At 58.4% G+C, this 16,750-nt stretch carries 14 protein-coding genes and 4 pseudogenes; 11 read left to right on the top strand and 7 right to left on the bottom strand.

The features are described from left to right. From GNZ13_RS51860 to GNZ13_RS48180, 7 genes and pseudogenes are all read left to right on the top strand, one after another. Positions 1–195 (top strand): annotated as a pseudogene (locus GNZ13_RS51860) (hypothetical protein); the annotation flags it as partial. A gap of 291 nt (positions 196–486) precedes the next feature. Next, positions 487–1,269 carry an SDR family NAD(P)-dependent oxidoreductase gene (locus GNZ13_RS48205; RefSeq protein WP_172178289.1) on the top strand — a complete coding sequence of 261 codons (783 nt, stop codon included), beginning with the start codon at positions 487–489 and terminating at the stop codon, positions 1,267–1,269. Between the two features lie 210 nt (positions 1,270–1,479). Then, positions 1,480–1,935, top strand: a complete 456-nt coding sequence (locus GNZ13_RS48200; RefSeq protein ID WP_172178287.1) for a (2Fe-2S)-binding protein — start codon at positions 1,480–1,482, stop codon at positions 1,933–1,935. Positions 1,936–1,950: 15 nt separating this feature from the next. Further along, a complete protein-coding gene (locus GNZ13_RS48195; RefSeq protein ID WP_172178285.1) occupies positions 1,951–4,143 on the top strand; it encodes a xanthine dehydrogenase family protein molybdopterin-binding subunit in 2,193 nt (730 codons plus the stop codon). A gap of 220 nt (positions 4,144–4,363) precedes the next feature. After that, positions 4,364–5,572: a cytochrome c gene (locus GNZ13_RS48190; RefSeq protein ID WP_172178283.1), complete on the top strand. Its 1,209-nt coding sequence runs from the start codon at positions 4,364–4,366 to the stop codon at positions 5,570–5,572. A gap of 163 nt (positions 5,573–5,735) precedes the next feature. Continuing rightward, positions 5,736–7,137: pseudogene (locus tag GNZ13_RS48185) on the top strand (IS5 family transposase); the annotation flags it as partial. Positions 7,138–7,391: 254 nt separating this feature from the next. Beyond that, complete coding sequence (locus GNZ13_RS48180; protein WP_172178281.1) at positions 7,392–7,652, top strand: hypothetical protein; 261 nt, start codon at positions 7,392–7,394, stop codon at positions 7,650–7,652. A 243-nt stretch (positions 7,653–7,895) separates the two neighbouring features. Here the strand turns inward: GNZ13_RS48180 and GNZ13_RS48175 are convergent. Continuing rightward, positions 7,896–8,141: pseudogene (locus tag GNZ13_RS48175) on the bottom strand (transposase domain-containing protein); the annotation flags it as partial. A 306-nt stretch (positions 8,142–8,447) separates the two neighbouring features. On the opposite strand from GNZ13_RS48175, the gene GNZ13_RS48170 reads away from it, so the two are divergent. The 3 genes from GNZ13_RS48170 (at position 8,448) to GNZ13_RS48160 (ending at position 10,901) form a co-directional block, all read left to right on the top strand. Further along, positions 8,448–8,651: a hypothetical protein gene (locus GNZ13_RS48170; RefSeq protein WP_172178279.1), complete on the top strand. Its 204-nt coding sequence runs from the start codon at positions 8,448–8,450 to the stop codon at positions 8,649–8,651. Between the two features lie 178 nt (positions 8,652–8,829). Further along, the gene (locus tag GNZ13_RS48165; RefSeq protein WP_172178277.1) at positions 8,830–10,071 is read left to right on the top strand and encodes a site-specific integrase; all 1,242 of its coding nucleotides are present in this window, start codon (positions 8,830–8,832) and stop codon (positions 10,069–10,071) included. Further along, positions 10,068–10,901 (top strand): tyrosine-type recombinase/integrase, encoded by an 834-nt coding sequence (locus tag GNZ13_RS48160; RefSeq protein WP_172178275.1) that lies wholly within the window; start codon positions 10,068–10,070, stop codon positions 10,899–10,901. Before GNZ13_RS48165 ends, GNZ13_RS48160 begins: the two co-directional genes overlap by 4 nt. A 31-nt stretch (positions 10,902–10,932) precedes the next feature. On the opposite strand, the gene GNZ13_RS48155 is transcribed toward GNZ13_RS48160, so the two are convergent. The 6 genes from GNZ13_RS48155 to GNZ13_RS53700 all read right to left on the bottom strand — a co-directional run bounded on the left by GNZ13_RS48155 (position 10,933) and on the right by GNZ13_RS53700 (position 16,219). Continuing rightward, complete coding sequence (locus tag GNZ13_RS48155; protein WP_328807416.1) at positions 10,933–11,910, bottom strand: tyrosine-type recombinase/integrase; 978 nt, start codon at positions 11,908–11,910, stop codon at positions 10,933–10,935. After that, a complete protein-coding gene (locus tag GNZ13_RS48150; protein ID WP_328807415.1) occupies positions 11,907–12,761 on the bottom strand; it encodes a tyrosine-type recombinase/integrase in 855 nt (284 codons plus the stop codon). The genes GNZ13_RS48155 and GNZ13_RS48150 overlap by 4 nt, the downstream gene beginning before the upstream one ends. Positions 12,762–12,856: 95 nt before the next feature. Further along, the gene (locus GNZ13_RS48145) at positions 12,857–14,098 is read right to left on the bottom strand and encodes a site-specific integrase (protein WP_172178271.1); all 1,242 of its coding nucleotides are present in this window, start codon (positions 14,096–14,098) and stop codon (positions 12,857–12,859) included. Positions 14,099–14,310: 212 nt separating this feature from the next. Then, positions 14,311–15,159 carry a tyrosine-type recombinase/integrase gene (locus GNZ13_RS48140; protein WP_172178269.1) on the bottom strand — a complete coding sequence of 283 codons (849 nt, stop codon included), beginning with the start codon at positions 15,157–15,159 and terminating at the stop codon, positions 14,311–14,313. Beyond that, positions 15,156–16,037 carry a site-specific integrase gene (locus tag GNZ13_RS48135; protein WP_216675307.1) on the bottom strand — a complete coding sequence of 294 codons (882 nt, stop codon included), beginning with the start codon at positions 16,035–16,037 and terminating at the stop codon, positions 15,156–15,158. The genes GNZ13_RS48140 and GNZ13_RS48135 overlap by 4 nt, the downstream gene beginning before the upstream one ends. Positions 16,038–16,087: 50 nt before the next feature. Then, on the bottom strand, positions 16,088–16,219 hold the full coding sequence (locus GNZ13_RS53700; protein WP_268959250.1) for a hypothetical protein: 132 nt from the start codon (positions 16,217–16,219) through the stop codon (positions 16,088–16,090). A gap of 331 nt (positions 16,220–16,550) precedes the next feature. Between GNZ13_RS53700 and GNZ13_RS48130 the strand changes: the two are divergent. Beyond that, positions 16,551–16,715, top strand: a pseudogene (locus GNZ13_RS48130) (tyrosine-type recombinase/integrase); the annotation flags it as partial. Between the last annotated feature and the right edge of the window lie 35 nt (positions 16,716–16,750).

Here is a 16,750-nt window from a genome sequence, read left to right as displayed (position 1 = left end):
TTGCTGCGTCGCCACGACTACACCGTCGAAATCTCTGGCGGATTCTCCGCTGCACAATACGTCTCCGATTTCGTGGAGGTCGAAGGACTGTATTTCCCCACTAGGCGCCGGGCTTATTTACGTGGGCCTGACATGAACCCGGTCCACGACATGCTGCTTGTGTCGATCGACCTCAGTAACTTTCGATTCAACTAATCACTCTCGAGGCCCGACGCGACGTTCGTTACAGTGAATGCGCCGTTCCGGTCGATATGACGCGACTCTGCGTCCCTCGTGCCCCAGTGAGGATGCGGCGTTGTCCAAGCCGCATCAGAACACACCCCACGGGCACAGACACAACCGACCTACACTGGGCGCCTCGAATATAGCCAACCTGAAGGTAGGCCGAGTGGCTTCATCGGCGTTGTCCCGGCCGACGGGAGTGCTTGACTTCGAAGATTATTCTTATAATCTATATCTCAACTGTTTCGCGAAGGAGCAAACGGGATGTCCAAGAAACCAACGGTGCTCATTACGGGCGCTTCAGTCGGTATCGGCGCCATGTATGCGGATCGATTTGCGAAGCGCGGCCACGACCTTGTCCTGGTCGCACGCAACGATGCTCGCATGAAAGAGCTCGCGGCAAAGCTGAAATCCGAAAGCGGAGTCGATGTCGAAGTCATCAAGGCTGATCTGGCGAACGTCTCAGAACTCAAGCAGGTAGAAGATCGACTGCGCAACGATTCGCGTATTGGTGTGTTGATCAATAATGCCGGGACAGCCATTCCAGGCACTTTCCTCGAACAAACGCCTGACGTCGTCGCCTCGCTTGTCGATCTGAACACGACTGCCGTGGCGCGCCTCGCCGCGGCAGTCGCGCCGCGCTTTTCACAGGACGGTGCCGGTGCTATCGTCAATATCGCCTCTGTGGTTGCCCTCGCTCCCGAAATGGGGATGAGTGTTTATGGCGCGACCAAGGCGTTCGTTCTCTACCTGTCCCTAGCTCTGGATCTCGAGCTGAGGCCTAAAGGCGTTTACGTCCAGGCGGTACTACCAGCGGCCACGCGCACGGAAATCTGGACTCATGTTGGGAGGGATGTCGATACTGTTTCCGGAGTAATGAACGTGGACGAACTCGTCGATGCGGCTCTGGTTGGTTTTGATCGCCGCGAAACCGTCACGATTCCACCACTCCCCGACGATGCCCAGTGGGATGCGTATGAAGCGGCTCGGCAGGCCATGCTGCCGAATTTCGCGCAGACGCATGCAGCCGCTCGCTATCACGACTGACAATAGACTAAACGCAAGCAACTCGCGAAATGATATCGCCGCGAACGAGACACCGGACATTGACGATAAGTGGATTTGAACGACGGTGAGGTTCACACAATGGACATCCTGAAGACCTTACGGCCGGCTCTGCAGCGAAAGCAAATTGACCATCTATAGTGCAATCGTCCCTATATTCCTTTCCGATTCCTTCATCTCATTGGAAAACCCATGAACCTGAACGTGAACGGGACCGAGTATTCTCTCGACGGTCTTGATCCCGATACGCCGTTGCTCTGGGCGTTGCGAGACGCGCTTAGCCTCAAAGGAACCAAGTTCGGATGCGGGGCGGGCCTTTGTGGCGCGTGCACCGTCCACATTGACGGTCAGCCGGTCCGATCCTGTGTAACCCCTGCAGCGGCCGTTAGCGGTCGCAAAGTCATAACCATCGAGGCGGTTGCCGGCAAAGTGGCGGAAGCCGTCAAGGCAGCGTGGATCAAGAACAATGTTCCGCAATGCGGCTACTGTCAATCGGGACAGATCATGTCGGCGGTTGCATTGCTTACAGCCGACGCAAATCCGTCGCGTGAACTTGTAGATAGATCGATGAGCGGGAATATATGTCGATGCGGGACCTATCCTCGAATCCGCGCTGCCATCGCGGAAGCATCCAAAGCCCTCGCCTGACGTTGGAGAAAAAATATGGGAAAGATGTCTTTTGAGGATGATGGTCAGCATAGCGTCGGTCCATTGCTAAGTCGTCGCAGTCTTTTGAAGAGTGCCGGAAGCGCCGCCTTCTTGCTTGCGTTCAATATGCCCGTTCGTGCTGCTCTGGCAGCGGGAGACGTTGCACCGAAGCAGTTAGCCAACTCGTTCCTATCCATTGGAACGGACAACCTAGTAACTGCGATCATCGCGCAAACTGAAGGTGGCCAGGGAAACTCGACCGGGATACCCCAGGTCATCGCTGCTGAGCTCGGTGCTGACTGGGCTCTAATGCGGTATCGATTTACCACCGAACGACGCCCCGAGTACATCAACCCGATGCTCTACGAGGGGCTGGTGCTGACCGCCGGAAGTTCTTCCATATCAGGTTTTTACGACACGTTGCGGTTGGCTGCCGCGACGACTCGAGAAATGCTGGTCTCGGCGGCGGCCGATCATCTGAAAGTGTCGAAATCGGAATGCACGGTCAGTAATTCTTTTGTTTCTCACGCCGCTTCGGGTCGGAGGATGTCCTTCGGTCAACTTGCTGCGTCGGCCGCGAAGCAAGCTGTGCCTACAAAACCTGCCCTCAGGTCCCGTGCAGATATGCCTTTAATTGGCCAGCCGCTTGCCCGCCTGGACGTACCGACGAAATGCGACGGGTCGGCACGTTTTGGCCTTGATGCCGAAGTTCCTGGAATGTTGTACGCGGCGGTCCGGCATGGCCCGGCATACCGTTCAACAATCGCTTCGATTGACGATGCCGTCGCGAAGGCTATGCCAGGCGTGAAGCTCGTTATGGCGATCCCGCAGGGGGTTGCGGTGGTGGCTGATCAATACTGGCAAGCCGTAAAAGCGTTGGCTACCGTGCATGAGACTTATGCTCCGCATCCCAATGCATCCGCGTCTTCCGCGACGCTCGATGCGTCGCTAAGAAAATCACTGGGTCAGCCCGGCGTTCCGACCCCCGGCAGCCATGGCAACGTTCAAGCCGCGATGAAGGGTGCAACGACAATTATCGAGGCCGAATTCACTTTGCCGATCATATCCCACGCCTGCATGGAGCCAGTCTCGTGCACGGCGTCGGTCGAAGGGGACAAGTGTGAAATCTGGCTATCAACGAAGTCGCCTACCATCGATTCGAGGTTTGCGGCGGAGCCGCTTGGAATAGACCCAATGACCGTGGTGGTTCACAACCACTTTCAGGGTGGCGACTTTGGCCGGCGCTCCGGGCGTGAGCATACGATCGAAGCGGTTCTCATATCAAAAGCTGCGGGCCGTCCAGTGAAGGTCATTTGGACACGGGCTGAAGATTTGCGCGTCGATCAGCACCGCACCGCTGTTATTGGCCGGGTTCGGATGGGTCTGGACGCTGCCGGGATGCCTGTTGCTTACGAGGCAAAGATTGCGAGTGACGGCGTTTGGCGCTCGATGTTCCCTTGGTGGTATGCGAAGAAAAAACCACTTGATCTGCCGCTATTTACTTTGGTTGGCAGCTCCTATGGGATTCCCAACGAATCGGGTACCTATGTGCTCACGCCTCATCCTGTTCGAATCGGCGCATTCCGTGGAAACAATGAAACGCACAACGGATTCCTACTTGAAACAATCATCGATGAAGCGGCCCACGTCAGCAAATCTGATCCGCTTAAGTATCGGCAAAAACTGCTGAAGAAGGATCCGCGCAGCACAGCGGTCATTGACCGAGCTGCGGAACTGGCCGATTGGGGAAATGCCGCGCCAGGGCGATATCAGGGCGTCGCTTTCTATCAGTCGGAATTTTATCGATGCAGGTTAGCGGTGATCGTCGAAGTGTCAACGTCCGAGAAAGGAATAAAGGTCGAGCGTATGGTCGGGGTCTGTGATTCGGGGCTTGTGATCAATCCGCTTCTGGCCGAACGATGCATCGAAGGGGGCATGGTATTCGGGTTGAGCAACACGCTATACGAGCGGATCACTCTTTCAGGGGGCGCACCGGAGCAACGCAATTTCAACGACTACCGCGTGCTTAGATTTGACGAAACGCCGGAAATCAAAGTGGAGGTGATAAGCGTGGGCGAACAACCGGGGAGTTTCGGCGAAATTGGCGTGATCCCGGTCGGCGCAGCACTGGGAAACGCAATATTCGCAGCAACTGGCGACCGCCTTAGATCGCAGCCATTCAGTGCTTATGGAGCGAAATTCGCGTGATCTCCCATCAACACGAAACACATCGCCCAAACCCCATTCGATCTGAATCAGCTTCACCACGCGGGGAGGCAATATGAATGCTTCTAAGCGGCTCGTCATTATTGGCGCGGGGTTCGCGTGCGCGTTGGCGATCGTCGGGGTGTCCGTCCTAGGATGGTATGCAACGCGCCCGGGCCCTATGGACTTTGTAGCAAGGGGGGGCGTTGCATCAACCCCTAACATGAATAGCGCTACCGGCACCCCGGCCGACTTCAAAGATCAAGACATCATTTCCCGTGGCCGATATCTGACAGCCGCCGCTGATTGTCAGGCATGCCATACCGTTCAGGGCGGAAAGCCGTTTGCCGGCGGTCGTCCTTTTGCAACTCCTTTTGGAACGCTTTACTCACCGAACATCACGTCCGATGCTTCGACCGGAATCGGCCACTGGAGTGATTCGGACTTCCTTACGGCGTTACATAGAGGGGTGGGGCGAGGAGGCAAGCGACTTTATCCCGCCTTTCCGTACGCGTCATACACCTATCTGTCCGACGCGGATTCCCTAGCAATAAAAGCATACTTGTTTTCGCTCACGCCCGCGGTTGGCACGGCTCCTGAGAACACGTTGCGCTTTCCATTCAATCAGCGTTGGCTGATGTCGTTCTGGTCCCTCCTATTTAATCCCAGCAGGAGGTTCGAACCGGTAACTACACAAAGCGTCGAATGGAATCGCGGCGCCTATCTGGTCGAAGGCCTCGGGCACTGCGGGGAATGTCACACGTCGAGAAATAAATTTCAGGGACTTGATAACAAGTTGAAATTTAGTGGCAGTCTGGTGGATGGGTGGAATGCGTACAACATTACCGCAGACCCGCAATCAGGTCTTGGCGCTTGGTCTGACGTTCAACTCGAGCAGTATCTTGCTACAGGGCACGCGCAAGGACGCGGCACAGCCGGAGGACCCATGGCCGAGGTTGTAGAACTCAGTCTGTCGCATCTGACGCCGAGCGACATACATGCGACCGCCACCTATTTACGAAGTGTCCCACCGATCAAATCGGCAAATTCCCCCCCGGTGCGTGACACCACGGCGGCAGCGCAACCCGTATTAAAAGTGTCGGTCGGTGATCAGCGAGACTTGGGACAAAAGATCTTCGGTCAAGCGTGCGTAGGCTGCCACACCTGGTCGGGACACAATACGTTGCTCATTCGCTCGCAGTTGACCGGCAGTCGAGCCGTGAACGATCCCAGCGGACTAAACGCGGCGCAGATGGTGATGTATGGCACGGCATCACAAAATTCGGACGGCACACTCGTGATGCCTGGATTCGCGTCTACGTATAGCAACGAAGAAATCGCAGCAGTCGTTAACTATGCTACCGAGCGTTTTGGTGTTGCGCGTTCCACATTGGCGCCGTCCCAAATTCAATCGATGCGACTCTCTCGCTGAAGGAGTGCTAGGCGCGCACGCAGAGCTACCAACTCATTAGTCGGTCTTGCAGAAGTTCGTGAGGCCCCGCCTGGCTTGGCGATGCAGTTAGTTGGCGGATAAGAGAACTCCCAGAACGAATATCGATCTGATAAAGATTCTCGGATTTTCGGAGTGGTCGCCAATGAGCACGCCTGATTTCTTTCGTAGCCGTCTGGACGCGATGATTGATCTGCGTCACCCGCTTGCCGTGTTGGCAACGAAGATGTCGTGGGCTTCAATCGAAACGACGCTTGCTCCCCTGTTCGAGCGACGCTCACGCGATGGGCGGGTGAGCGAAGCGGTTGACCTGTTTGGCTCGAACTCACTGGAACTTGCCGGTGGCGTCAGTGCGGCTGGACGTCCGCGCTTGCCTATGCGGCTGATGGTGGGTCTGCTGTACCTGAAGCACGCCTACAACGAGAGTGACGAAACGGTGTGCGAGCGCTGGGCGCAGGACGTGTACTTCCAGTTCTTCTGCGGCGAGGAGTATTTCCAGCCGCGTCTGCCGTGCGACCCGACCAACCTGGTGCGCTTTCGACAGGCGCTGGGCGAAGCCGGTGTCGAGGGAGCTGCTCGCGGCGACGATCGCGGCTGCGGTGCAGATGAAGGCGGTGACGCCGGTCGAATTCGAGCGCGTGATTGTCGACACCACGGTGCAGGAGAAGGCGATTGCGTATCCGACCGACAGCCGTCTGCTGGAGGTGGCGCGGGCCAGACTCGTTCAGTTGGCGCAACGCGCAGGGTTGGGGCTGAAGCAAACGTACGAGCGCGAAGGCAAGCGGCTGCGTCGCCGCGCGGGCGGCTATGCCCATGCGAAGCAGTTCAAGCGCCTGCGTCGTGTACTCAAGCGTCAGCGCACAGGATTGGGACGGTTGCTGCGCGATATCGAACGCAAGCTCTCCGGAGCTTCGGACGAACGGCAGGCACAACTGCGCGTCTGGCTTGAGCGGGTCTGGCGCATTTGCCGCCAACGTCCAAAGGACAAAAACAAGCTCTACGCACTGCATGCGCCTGAAGTTGAATGCATTGGGAAAGGAAAGGCACGCCAGCCCTACGAGTTCGGCGTCAAGGTGAGCCTCGCGATCACGGAGAAACAAGGGTTGATCGTCGGTGCCCGGGCGTTCCCCGGCAACCCCTATGACGGCCATACGCTGGCCGAGCAACTCGAACAGAGCACCATTCTGTTGCAGGACCTGCCCGGTACACCGCAGCCGAAGACCATATTGGTCGATCTCGGGTTTCGCGGCGTGGACGTGGAGGTATCATCAGTACACCAGATTTATCGCGGAAAACACAAGACACTGACTAGCACGCAGCGACGTTGGCTCAAGCGACGGCAGGCGATCGAACCGATCATCGGCCATGTGAAGCACGACCACGGTATGCGTCGTTGCTGGCTCAAAGGGCAAACCGGCGATGCACTCCATGCCGTGCTGTGCGCCACGGGCTACAACCTGCGCTGGCTGTTGCGGGCGATTGTTCGCCTGGGTCTGGGGCCCATCTTTTTTATCCTCGCCTGGCTGCATTGGATCGTCAATGTCCCGTCGCATCCGCTGCTTGCGCACCGGAAACGCTTCCGGCGGCCTAACCTTCCCGGTCCCACAAGTTGCCCGATCGGCGTCGTGCGTCAAGCAAACTGAATTTTGCAGGGCCGACGTAAGCGCCTCGCGACGACCGTTCAGTTTTTTGTGGACGTCACAGGCGCAAGCGGGACAAGCTATCTGCTTTGGGACGTTTCGTTATCCGGTAACGATCAGCAAGATATCGTTACCGGGTAACGACGGCATGGAGAAGCGGGATGGCACAGACGAATGCGGAAAGGCAGGCCGCCTACCGTGCAAGACGGGCGACGGCCGGAACCGATGGCAACGGCGAACGACGGTTTGACATGTGGGTGACCACTGAAGCAGAACTCGCGCTCGCGCGGCTGGCACGCCGTTACTCGGTAACGAAGCGGGAGATGCTTGAGCGGCTGGTGGTGCGGGCGGATGCGGCGATCGTGCGCAGGCTTGATCCGGATTCGGCAGAATGGGATGCCTACTTCCAGGTTCCCCGGTAGCTCATCAACGTTACCGGGTAACCGATATTCCGGCGAACGTGACCGCGAATTCCGGGAACGTGACCGGCCGTTCCGTTTCATCGTGACCGATCTGCCGCGCATTCCGGAGTCAGCGGTCACGATACTGGAACCGTCGGTCACGTTGGACCGGAATACCCAACCGATCGCTGCCTTCGCACAACGGGAGTTCCGGCTCAGGGCGTGTGAGACGTTTCGGGCAATCGGGGCATGCGGTCCTGTCGTTCAACCACACGGAGCCGCGGGTTGGGGCGCGTTTCGCAGTTGTCCGGCGACGCGCCAGGGCAGCAGTTCATCAACGCGGTTGATCGGGTGATCGGCGATGCAGGCCAGCACATGACACAGATACGCGCGCGGATCGATATCGTTGAGTCGGCAGGTCTGGATCAGTGAATACATTGCCGCTGCCCGCTCACCCCCGCTGTCAGAGCCGGCGAACATGAAGTTTTTTCGTCCCAGTGAAAGTTCGCGATCATTCTGCCCATATCGGGCAGGAAGTTGAAGTCCATTACCGTTGGCATCCCTTGTATGGGCGTCGCGTCAAGGTACGAGACGTCGAGGAGCGAAGCGGGGGGCGCGTGGTGCACGTCGAGGCCAGCCCAGGCGTAGTGAGGGTGGTGTCGGCGTGGATGCTGGATCGCGTCGTGTGTTCTGCCATGGCGTTGGGCGAGCCGCGCGTCACAGTTGCGGTGCTGAGCGAACTCGACCGGCTGCTGGTTGACTGGCGCTTGCGAGCACACTCTTCGGACGGTTCCACTACCGTCCGGGAGAAACGCAATGGACAAGCTGCCAAGGGGCGTACTGCTACGCCCACAACCGCCTGCACTGACGCTGTCTCAGATGAGTCTGAGGTTCGACACCGCCGAGCTTCAGGGAATGAGCGCGGCACAGCGCGCAAGGGCAATCACACACCTTGCGAACCTGCTGCTCCAGGCCGCAGGCGTCGCAATCGGTAAGGAGTCTGACGATGACGAACGCTGATCGTCTGCCAGCGCCTCTGCTCCAGCGCAAAGCAGTAGTTTATGTCCGACATAATTCCGTGTAAAAAAATATGGCCGAGTAATTTCATTTTTGTCCGCAATTAGTAACGTTTTCGTTCCAATGTAGTCGGCATTATCCTGACTCCTCTCAAGGTAATCTTGATTGGGAGGAGATCATCATGGAGCCGTCATACAGTCGTTCGTGGTCGTTGAGGTGTGCGCAAGAAGGGCCGCTCGCGCCCTACATCAGTTCCTTTACCAAATCGCTGGACGACCAAGGATTTGCTCCAGAGTCGAGCCGTGGGCAAACCCGATTGGTTGCTGATTTTAGCCGTTGGCTCAAGCAAGCACATGCTGTTTTACCAGCGATTACGGACGAGCATATACCGCGCTATTTACGTTATCGGGCTCGTCATCGACGTCCCAGATCAAGCGACACCTACGTATTGAAACGGATGCTGGATTTTCTGCACCAGCAGGGTGCCATCGCAGAGTTGCCGACCGTTGCCGTCGAGGTCACGCCCGATCGGCAGTTATTGGACGAGTACACGGTGTACTTGCAGCAGGAACGGGGACTTTCGGCCGAGACGATCGACATCTATGTGCCTTTTGCCCGAGTCTTTTTGACGGCCTGTTTCCGTGACCGTAAAAAAATACAACTCGCTTCGCTGCGCGCCGCTAATGTCATCGCATTTGTACAGGAGCAGGTAAAATGCCTGCATCTGGCGCGGGCAAAAATGATGGTCACTGCGCTGCGATCTTTCCTCCGATATTTGCTTTACTGCGGCGCCGTCAAGCGTGATCTGGCTGCCGCTGTACCTACCGTTGCCAACTGGTCGATGGCATCAATCCCTCGTGCGATCTCGGTGGAGCATGCGCAAGCAGCGCTCGCATCTTGCAACCGTCAAAGGGCCGTGGGCTCCCGGGATTATGCAATTTTATTGCTGCTGGCCCGACTGGGTTTGCGCGCGGGCGAAATCGTCGCGCTCAAACTGGATGACATCGACTGGGATAGTGGAAGTCTGTATGTGCACGGTAAGAGCGCAAGGGGATGCCCCATGCCGCTACCGGCCGATGTGGGTGAGGCGATCGCCGACTACCTGCAGAAGGGGCGACCGCACAGTACCAGCCGCTCTGTATTTTTGCGTAGCGTAGCGCCGATGGGGGAGTTTCAGGGACAGGAAGCCATCGGATCTATCGTTGAGCGCGCGCTGGAACGAGCAGGTATTGATACGCCGCACAAGGGTGCCCATCAGTTTCGACATCGGCTGGCCTGCGATCTATTGCGCCAGGGTGCTTCCCTGGCAGAGATTGGCGAGCTGTTACGCCATCGTCATCCAGAAACAACGGCGATCTATGCGAAGACCGACCTTGCCGCCTTGCGCACACTGGGCTTGCCTTGGCCGGGAGGTATGCAATGAACACACTGCGCGAAGCGGTTCAGAGCTATTTAGCGTTGCGCCGCGGCCTGGGATTCAAGCTGCTTCTTGCCGGCAACGCTTTGCAGGACTTCGTCACCTTTATGGAAAAGCGGCGGGCTGTTCACATCACCCTATGCCGCGTGCTCCAGTGGGCACAGCAACCGAAGTACGCTCAACTGGCAACGTGGGCAGCACGAGTAGGTTATGTCCGTGGATTTGCCCAGTACTACAGTGCGATCGATCCACACACGGAGATTCCACCGTGCGCCTTGATGCCGTACCGGCCGCGCCGCGCGAAGCCCTACCTTTACAGCAGTGCAGAAATTGAGGCCCTACTTCAAGCCGCATTGACTCTCTCTGGCGGAATGGGCCTGCGTCCGTGGACATATTATTGTTTCTTGGGTCTGCTGAGTGTGTCGGGATTACGCCTCGGTGAAGCACTCGATTTGAAACGGGAGGATGTTGATCTGAATGAAGGCATTGTGACGGTTCGGGGGAAATTCGGAAAAATACGGATGGTGCCTCTGCATGCGTCAACCCGGCAAGTGCTTGCTGATTACGTCACACGTCGTGAGCGTTTTCTTGCTGGACGATCCGCGCTCCACCTGTTTGTGTCCAGCACGCTCAATCCATTGCATCGCGCGGACGTGTACAGAACGTTCCATGCGTTGTCGCGCCAAATCGGTTTGCGCAGCCCCACCGCCACCCACGGACCGCGTTTACATGATTTTCGCCATTATTCCGAGTCCCGGATTATTCCGCATACCGATCTCCGGGGCCTGCAATCCCTGGAGAATACGCGGCCTGGGGGGCGCGCCAATACGGAATAATCAGAGGGTCTTCAAGAAGGCCAGCAGGCGATCATTGGGACGGAAACGCGGTGCTCGCACATCGGTGGTCGCGGCCTTCGCCCGCGCCTGTTCTTTTAGTTGCATCCGCCTGGAAATAAATGGCAGTAGTTTCCACCGATTCGTGACCGAGCCAGAGGGCGATCACGACGCGATCTGCGCCATGGTGCAGCAAATTCATCGCCAGCGAATGTCTCAAACTGTGCGGCGTCACTTTCTTACCGATGAGTGAGGGGCAGTGAAGGCGCGCTACCGCGAGATGCTTGTCCAGCAGATATTGCAGACTGTCATGGCTTAACGCCGTACCACGCAGCGATTGAAAGATCGGGTTGGACGGTGGGTAGTGGCATTCGCGCAGCCAACTGCGCAGCACGGCCACGGTATTTTTGCGCAGCGGCGTACAGCGTTCCTTTCGGCCCTTCCCCATACAGCGTACATGCGCACCGGTGCCCAGTACAAAGTCTTGACCGCGCAGGCCGAGGAGTTCCGATGCGCGCAGCCCTGTTCGCAAGGCCAATAGTAGCAGGGCTCTATCCCGCCGCCCGAGCCACGTCGTGAGGTCAGGCGCGGCGAGTAGCGCGTCTGCTTCATCCGGCGTCAGGTAAGCAATCGGTCGGCGCACATAGCGTTTGCTCGGCATGGCGAGAACGCATTGCGCCACGGCGCTGTACTCCGGTGCGTGCAGGGCGACATAGCGGAAGAAGGAATGAATGGCGGCCAGGCGCACATTACGGCTGCGGGCACTGTTGTCACGGTCCTGCTCGAGATGATCGAGGAACATACCGATAAACGCCGCATTCAAGTCGGGCACCGCCAGCGCTGAGGGTGATTTGCGCAGGCGCTGCTGCGCAAACTGCAGGAGCAAGCGAAAGGTATCGCGGTAGCTTGCGACGGTGTGTGAACTGACCTGTCGCTGGCGCAGGAGTCGATTCAGGAAGAACGACTCCAGAAGCGAGGAGAAAGTGCTGACACCATTTTGAGTTGTGTTCATGACCGCATTCCTCGCTCGGAGCGTGCTACCCGGCGCATTACGTAGTGCATCAGCTGCGGCGTCGCGGTGAGATACCAGTAGGTGTCGGTAATGTGGGCATGTCCGAGATAGGTGGAAAGTTCTGGCAGGTGCCGTTCGACATCGACGCCGCGGCGGTGCCACCCGGTCAGTGTGTTGATAGCCAGTCGATGCCGAAAGTCCAGCAGACGAGGTCCGCGTGAATCATCCGGGCCGCGCAGGCCGAGTTGGCGAGACAATTTGACGAAAGTCCACCGTACCGCCCATTCCGTCAGGCGAGTGCCACGCTCAGAGAGGAAGAAGCTCGCACTATCAGGGTATCGGCACAAACGATCCCGACGCTTTGCATAGCGTTGCAACGCAGATTGCGTGGTGGGATGCACCGGTACATAGCGCGACTTACCGAATTTGCTCTCGCGAATCGTCAACACGCCATTGACGAGATCGACATCATCGCGATCCAGATGCAAGGCTTCATTGGTCCGCAGACCGGTGGCAACATATAAGCCGAATAGCGTGGCATATGTATGCGGTCGCAGACCGGTCGCCGATGGTAGCTGCCGTGCCAGCTCAAGCAAGTGGTCGATGTCTTCGTCGCGATAAATGTAGGGTTCCGGACGTTGTAACTGATACGGCAGCAAGTCCGGTGATGGTACGAGAGTGCGTGGATCGCTCGCGCTGCAGTATTGCGCAAACCGACGCACCATGCCTAAGCGGTTCGCCCATTGCGCCGGCTGCACATTGGCAGGTTGGGTCGCCCACGCCAGAGCGAGATCGGTGGTGATGTACGTGGCGCCCGCGGCATCGGCGAAGTCGACGAAGCGTTGCAGCAAGCGTCCGGGCAACCGCAACTTGACGCCGAGGGCACGACGGAGCGCCAGATACTGATCGAGGGAAACCTGTAACGACGGGGTGACGGGTGATTTCCTCATGATGCACTCCCCGGCCACGGCGGGGCGATGCGCCGTAGCGCAGCGATATCCACCTTGGCGTAAATCTGCGTCGTCGTCGGTTGCTGATGCCGGAGCAATTGACCAATCTCATCGAGGGAGGCGCCCCGACGCAGCAGTTCGGTGGCCAGCGAATGCCGCAGCAAATGCGCCCCTTTGAACTCGGGGTTCAACCCGGCGCGTTGCAGTGCGCGGCGCACGACATCGCAAACGGCGACAGGGCTGGCAAAGCCGCGCTGCGGAGCTCGCGAGCGGATAAACACGCGACGCGTCGAGCACATGGGACGAACGTGACGCAGATAGTGCGCCACGGCGGCACCGACTTCCCTGGGCAGTGGCAATCGTGCCAGGCGTTGGCCCTTGCCGCGCACGAGAATCTCGCCGGCCTCCCAGTCCAGATCCTCCAAATTCATCTCGACCACTTCTCCGGCACGCAACCCCAGCCGCGCCAGGAGCAGCAAGATCGCATAATCCCGTTGGCCTGCTGGCGTATCGCGGTCGCAGGACTCGAGCAGTCGCTCCACCTGTTCGGGTGGCAGCGACTTGGGCAGGTGAGATAAGCGCCCGTGCGCAACGCCCGGCACGGCGGCGGCCAGATTCGTGTTGATCGCTCCGCGTTGGAGCAGAAAACGCAGGAACGAGCGCAGCGCCGTGACGGTCAGTTTGGCGTAAGTACGGCTGACCCGCTGGACTTGACCAAGAATGAAGTGATGGAGGTCTTGCGGGCACAATTGCTCAACACGTAGCGCCTTGCCGGGGAACCGCTCAGTCAAAAAACGTCGCACGATAGGCAGATAGTTGATCAACGTCGACGGCGAGAGGCCGCGTTCCGACCTGAGGAATTGCTCAAAATCTCGCGTGAGCTTGCCCACCGCGCTCCGATCGAGCGGTGGTGACACTACCCGAGCGCAGCCGATGCCGCGTAAGAACGTGAGCAGTTGTTGCGTCGTCGCGACGTCTCCGCGTTGCGCGACACCGCGACGGCGGCGACCCACGTGAAATTGCCGGAGCCCCTGGTCATCCAGCTTTGCCAGTGGAACCTTGTGCCGCTTGAGCCAGAGACTGAGTTCCGCCACCAGCGTACATTTGACGTGAACAGTCGTCGCGGCGTAACCCTCGCTGGCGAGGAACGTTGCAAATCTGTCGAGGTGGGATACCAGCGGGCCACCACCGGAGCAACCGGGGAGTGCCGTCACGGCACCGTTGCGAGTGATCTTCATCGTGAGTCTCCCTGAATCGGGGGGAATCCCCAGGAAGACGACACTCCAATAACGTCGAAAACTCAAGCGCCCCCATAGCGCAGATCACTTACACAAAATCTGTATTGATTCACCGCCCCGTAACGACGCTGGCGAAGGCCGCGACCACCGATGTGCGAGCACCGCGTTTCCGTCCCAATGATCGCCTGCTGGCCTTCTTGAAGACCCTCTGATTATTCCGTATTGGCGCGCCCCCCAGGCCGCGTATTCTCCAGGGATTGCAGGCCCCGGAGATCGGTATGCGGAATAATCCGGGACTCGGAATAATGCCTCATATCGTGCAAGCGTGGGCCGTGACTGTCGGATTCGTCGCGCAGACCAATCTGGCGGGACAGTCGATAAAAAGTTCGATGAATCTCGCTGTTGTCCAGCCGGTTGCCCCGGCTTGAAACGAACAAATAGGAGGAGACCGGCCGTTCAGCCCAATGTCGTTCGCGCCGTCCGATATAGTCGGCAAGCACCTTGCAGGTCGAAGCATGTAAAGGCACGAGTCGGGACTTGCCAAACTTGGCGCCGCGGATCGTCAATACCGCCGCGGTCAAATCGACGTCCTTGAGCTCGAGGTTGCGCACTTCGCCCAGACGCATGCCGGATACGCTCAGCAGGCCGAACAGGCAATGATAGGTCCACGGTAGCAGTGCGCCTCTTTCATAGCGGTGTGGCATCTGAAGTGCAGCTTGCAACAGCCTGCGAATCTCACCATCCGAATACAGGTACGGCCGGGCGCGCTTCGGTCTGAATGGCAGCAAGCCCTGCGCGGGGATCTGGGTGCGTGGATCGGTGGCACTGCGATAACGTGCGAATGCCCGCACGAAGCTCAGTCGTTGTGCCCACCCTGCCGGTTGCAGGTTTGAGCGCTGCTGGGCCCATTCGAGAGCCAGCGACTGGGTGATATAAGGCGCGCGGCTCTGCTCCATGAAGGTGACAAAGTCGTGCAACCCCTTGTCCGCTTCGTTCAGCTTGAATCCCAAGGCCCGCCTCAAAGTAAGGTACTCCTGAACGGCCTGCCGAAGTGTGTTCATCGCACACCTCCTGGCCATGGTACGGCCAACGTACGAAGTGCCTTGATATCGACCTTCGTATATATCTTTGTCGTCTGCGGATGACGATGTCCCAATAGTTCGCCTATCTCGCCGAGCGACGCACCGCGGAATAACATCTCAGTAGCCAATCCGTGGCGGAACTGGTGTGCGCCCATAGTCGGTGCATCGATGCCAGCACGCTGCAGCGAGTGCCGAACGATAGAACTAACTCCACCTGACCCGCGAAACCCTGTGAGCGGAGCCCTGACGCGCAAAAATATCCGACGGCAGGTGCTAACCGGTCGCCCGTGGCGCAGGTATGCGGCGATCGCCTTGCCGACGTCTACTGGCAAGGGCAATTCGTTACGCTGACCACCGCTGCCACGAACCGTCAGGCGTCCCGCGTTCCAGTCGATATCCCCGAGCTCGAGGAATGCGACTTCCCCCGAACGCAGTCCCAGTCGTGCAAGCAGAAGCAAAATGGCGTAGTCGCGGCGACCGATTCCGCTGCGCCGATCAATGCTGGCCAGCAGTTCCCGTGTTTGTTCGGGGCTGATTGCGCGAGGAATTGCCGGCATCGACCAGTTGGCGACAATCGGAACCGCAGCAGCGAGATCGAGTGCCGTGTCGCCGCGATAGCATGCATAGCGTAAAAAGGATCGCAGTGCGGTGGTCATGAGCTTCGCATGCTTCGGATGCAAATGCGGCGCCTGACGCTGAACGAATCTCACGATATCGCCGGCACACAGGCGCGAGAGCGTGACGCGCCCATTGCCGAAACAGTCGTCCAGGAATCGGCGCACGAACGGCACGTAATTGGCGATCGTCGCTTCCGTCAAGGCACGTGCCTCGCGTAAGTATTGTGCGTATGCCTGCACACAGCATTCCGCGGACGACGGTCGGCGCGGCGGGACCTTCTCGGCGGCAATCAATCGTTCACGACGCAGAAAGTCGATAAGGTGCCTGAGTGCAGCGCGGTCTTCTCGGTGGGGTCGAAGATATCGAGCGCGATATTGCAGATATCGTCGCGTGTCGTCAGCGCAGATGCGCCGTATTCCAACACGCCTCTGGTTAAGCCACCGGCTAAAGTCCGCTGCGATACGCACTTGGACATGTAGGGAATACGCACTGTATCCCTGTTCGCTGAGTGCTCTCGCAAATAAGGCGATAGAAGCCGCAAGCGGCCCTTCAGGTGGTCGCGCAAGTACAGCCTGATCATTGACGACGTACTTCACGATGAACTCCTCCCCCGGTGTCGGGGTGCAGCTGGAAGGAGCCCAGACTATCTCTATCTGGTTTCGACTATTTGCCTCAAAAAGCGGAACATTCTGGACTTACAAGACATAGTCCGGAAGGGAAGATAGTGGCGCCTATGTCTTCAAAGACATAGGAGGCATAGTTTCGCGACTCACCTGCTCGAACAGAAGGAGGATATCCGCGTGATCCAGGTCCTGCTCGGGCACAGGCAGCTCGAGACCACCTCACTCTATACCCAGGTGGCCACCGACCTGCTGCGCAAGGTGACCAGCCCGCTGGACCGCCTGCCTTCCGAGTAGGCCAGCACCGCGCGGAGCGCCCCGTGCTGGAGGTC

It is taken from the genome of Paraburkholderia elongata (assembly GCF_013177735.1).
In the GTDB taxonomy this organism is placed as follows: Bacteria; Pseudomonadota; Gammaproteobacteria; order Burkholderiales; family Burkholderiaceae; genus Paraburkholderia; species Paraburkholderia elongata.
This window is presented reverse-complemented; position numbering and strand designations above follow the sequence as displayed.

Coding starts and splice junctions, on each gene's coding strand:
- GNZ13_RS48145 (WP_172178271.1), bottom strand. CDS start 14,098: ATGAAGATCACTCGCAACGGTGCCGTGACGGCACTCCCCGGTTGCTCC.
- GNZ13_RS48205 (WP_172178289.1), top strand. CDS start 487: ATGTCCAAGAAACCAACGGTGCTCATTACGGGCGCTTCAGTCGGTATC.
- GNZ13_RS48195 (WP_172178285.1), top strand. CDS start 1,951: ATGGGAAAGATGTCTTTTGAGGATGATGGTCAGCATAGCGTCGGTCCA.
- GNZ13_RS48170 (WP_172178279.1), top strand. CDS start 8,448: ATGGACAAGCTGCCAAGGGGCGTACTGCTACGCCCACAACCGCCTGCA.
- GNZ13_RS48155 (WP_328807416.1), bottom strand. CDS start 11,910: ATGAACACAACTCAAAATGGTGTCAGCACTTTCTCCTCGCTTCTGGAG.
- GNZ13_RS48200 (WP_172178287.1), top strand. CDS start 1,480: ATGAACCTGAACGTGAACGGGACCGAGTATTCTCTCGACGGTCTTGAT.
- GNZ13_RS48140 (WP_172178269.1), bottom strand. CDS start 15,159: ATGAACACACTTCGGCAGGCCGTTCAGGAGTACCTTACTTTGAGGCGG.
- GNZ13_RS48190 (WP_172178283.1), top strand. CDS start 4,364: ATGAATAGCGCTACCGGCACCCCGGCCGACTTCAAAGATCAAGACATC.
- GNZ13_RS48160 (WP_172178275.1), top strand. CDS start 10,068: ATGAACACACTGCGCGAAGCGGTTCAGAGCTATTTAGCGTTGCGCCGC.
- GNZ13_RS48165 (WP_172178277.1), top strand. CDS start 8,830: ATGGAGCCGTCATACAGTCGTTCGTGGTCGTTGAGGTGTGCGCAAGAA.
- GNZ13_RS48180 (WP_172178281.1), top strand. CDS start 7,392: ATGGCACAGACGAATGCGGAAAGGCAGGCCGCCTACCGTGCAAGACGG.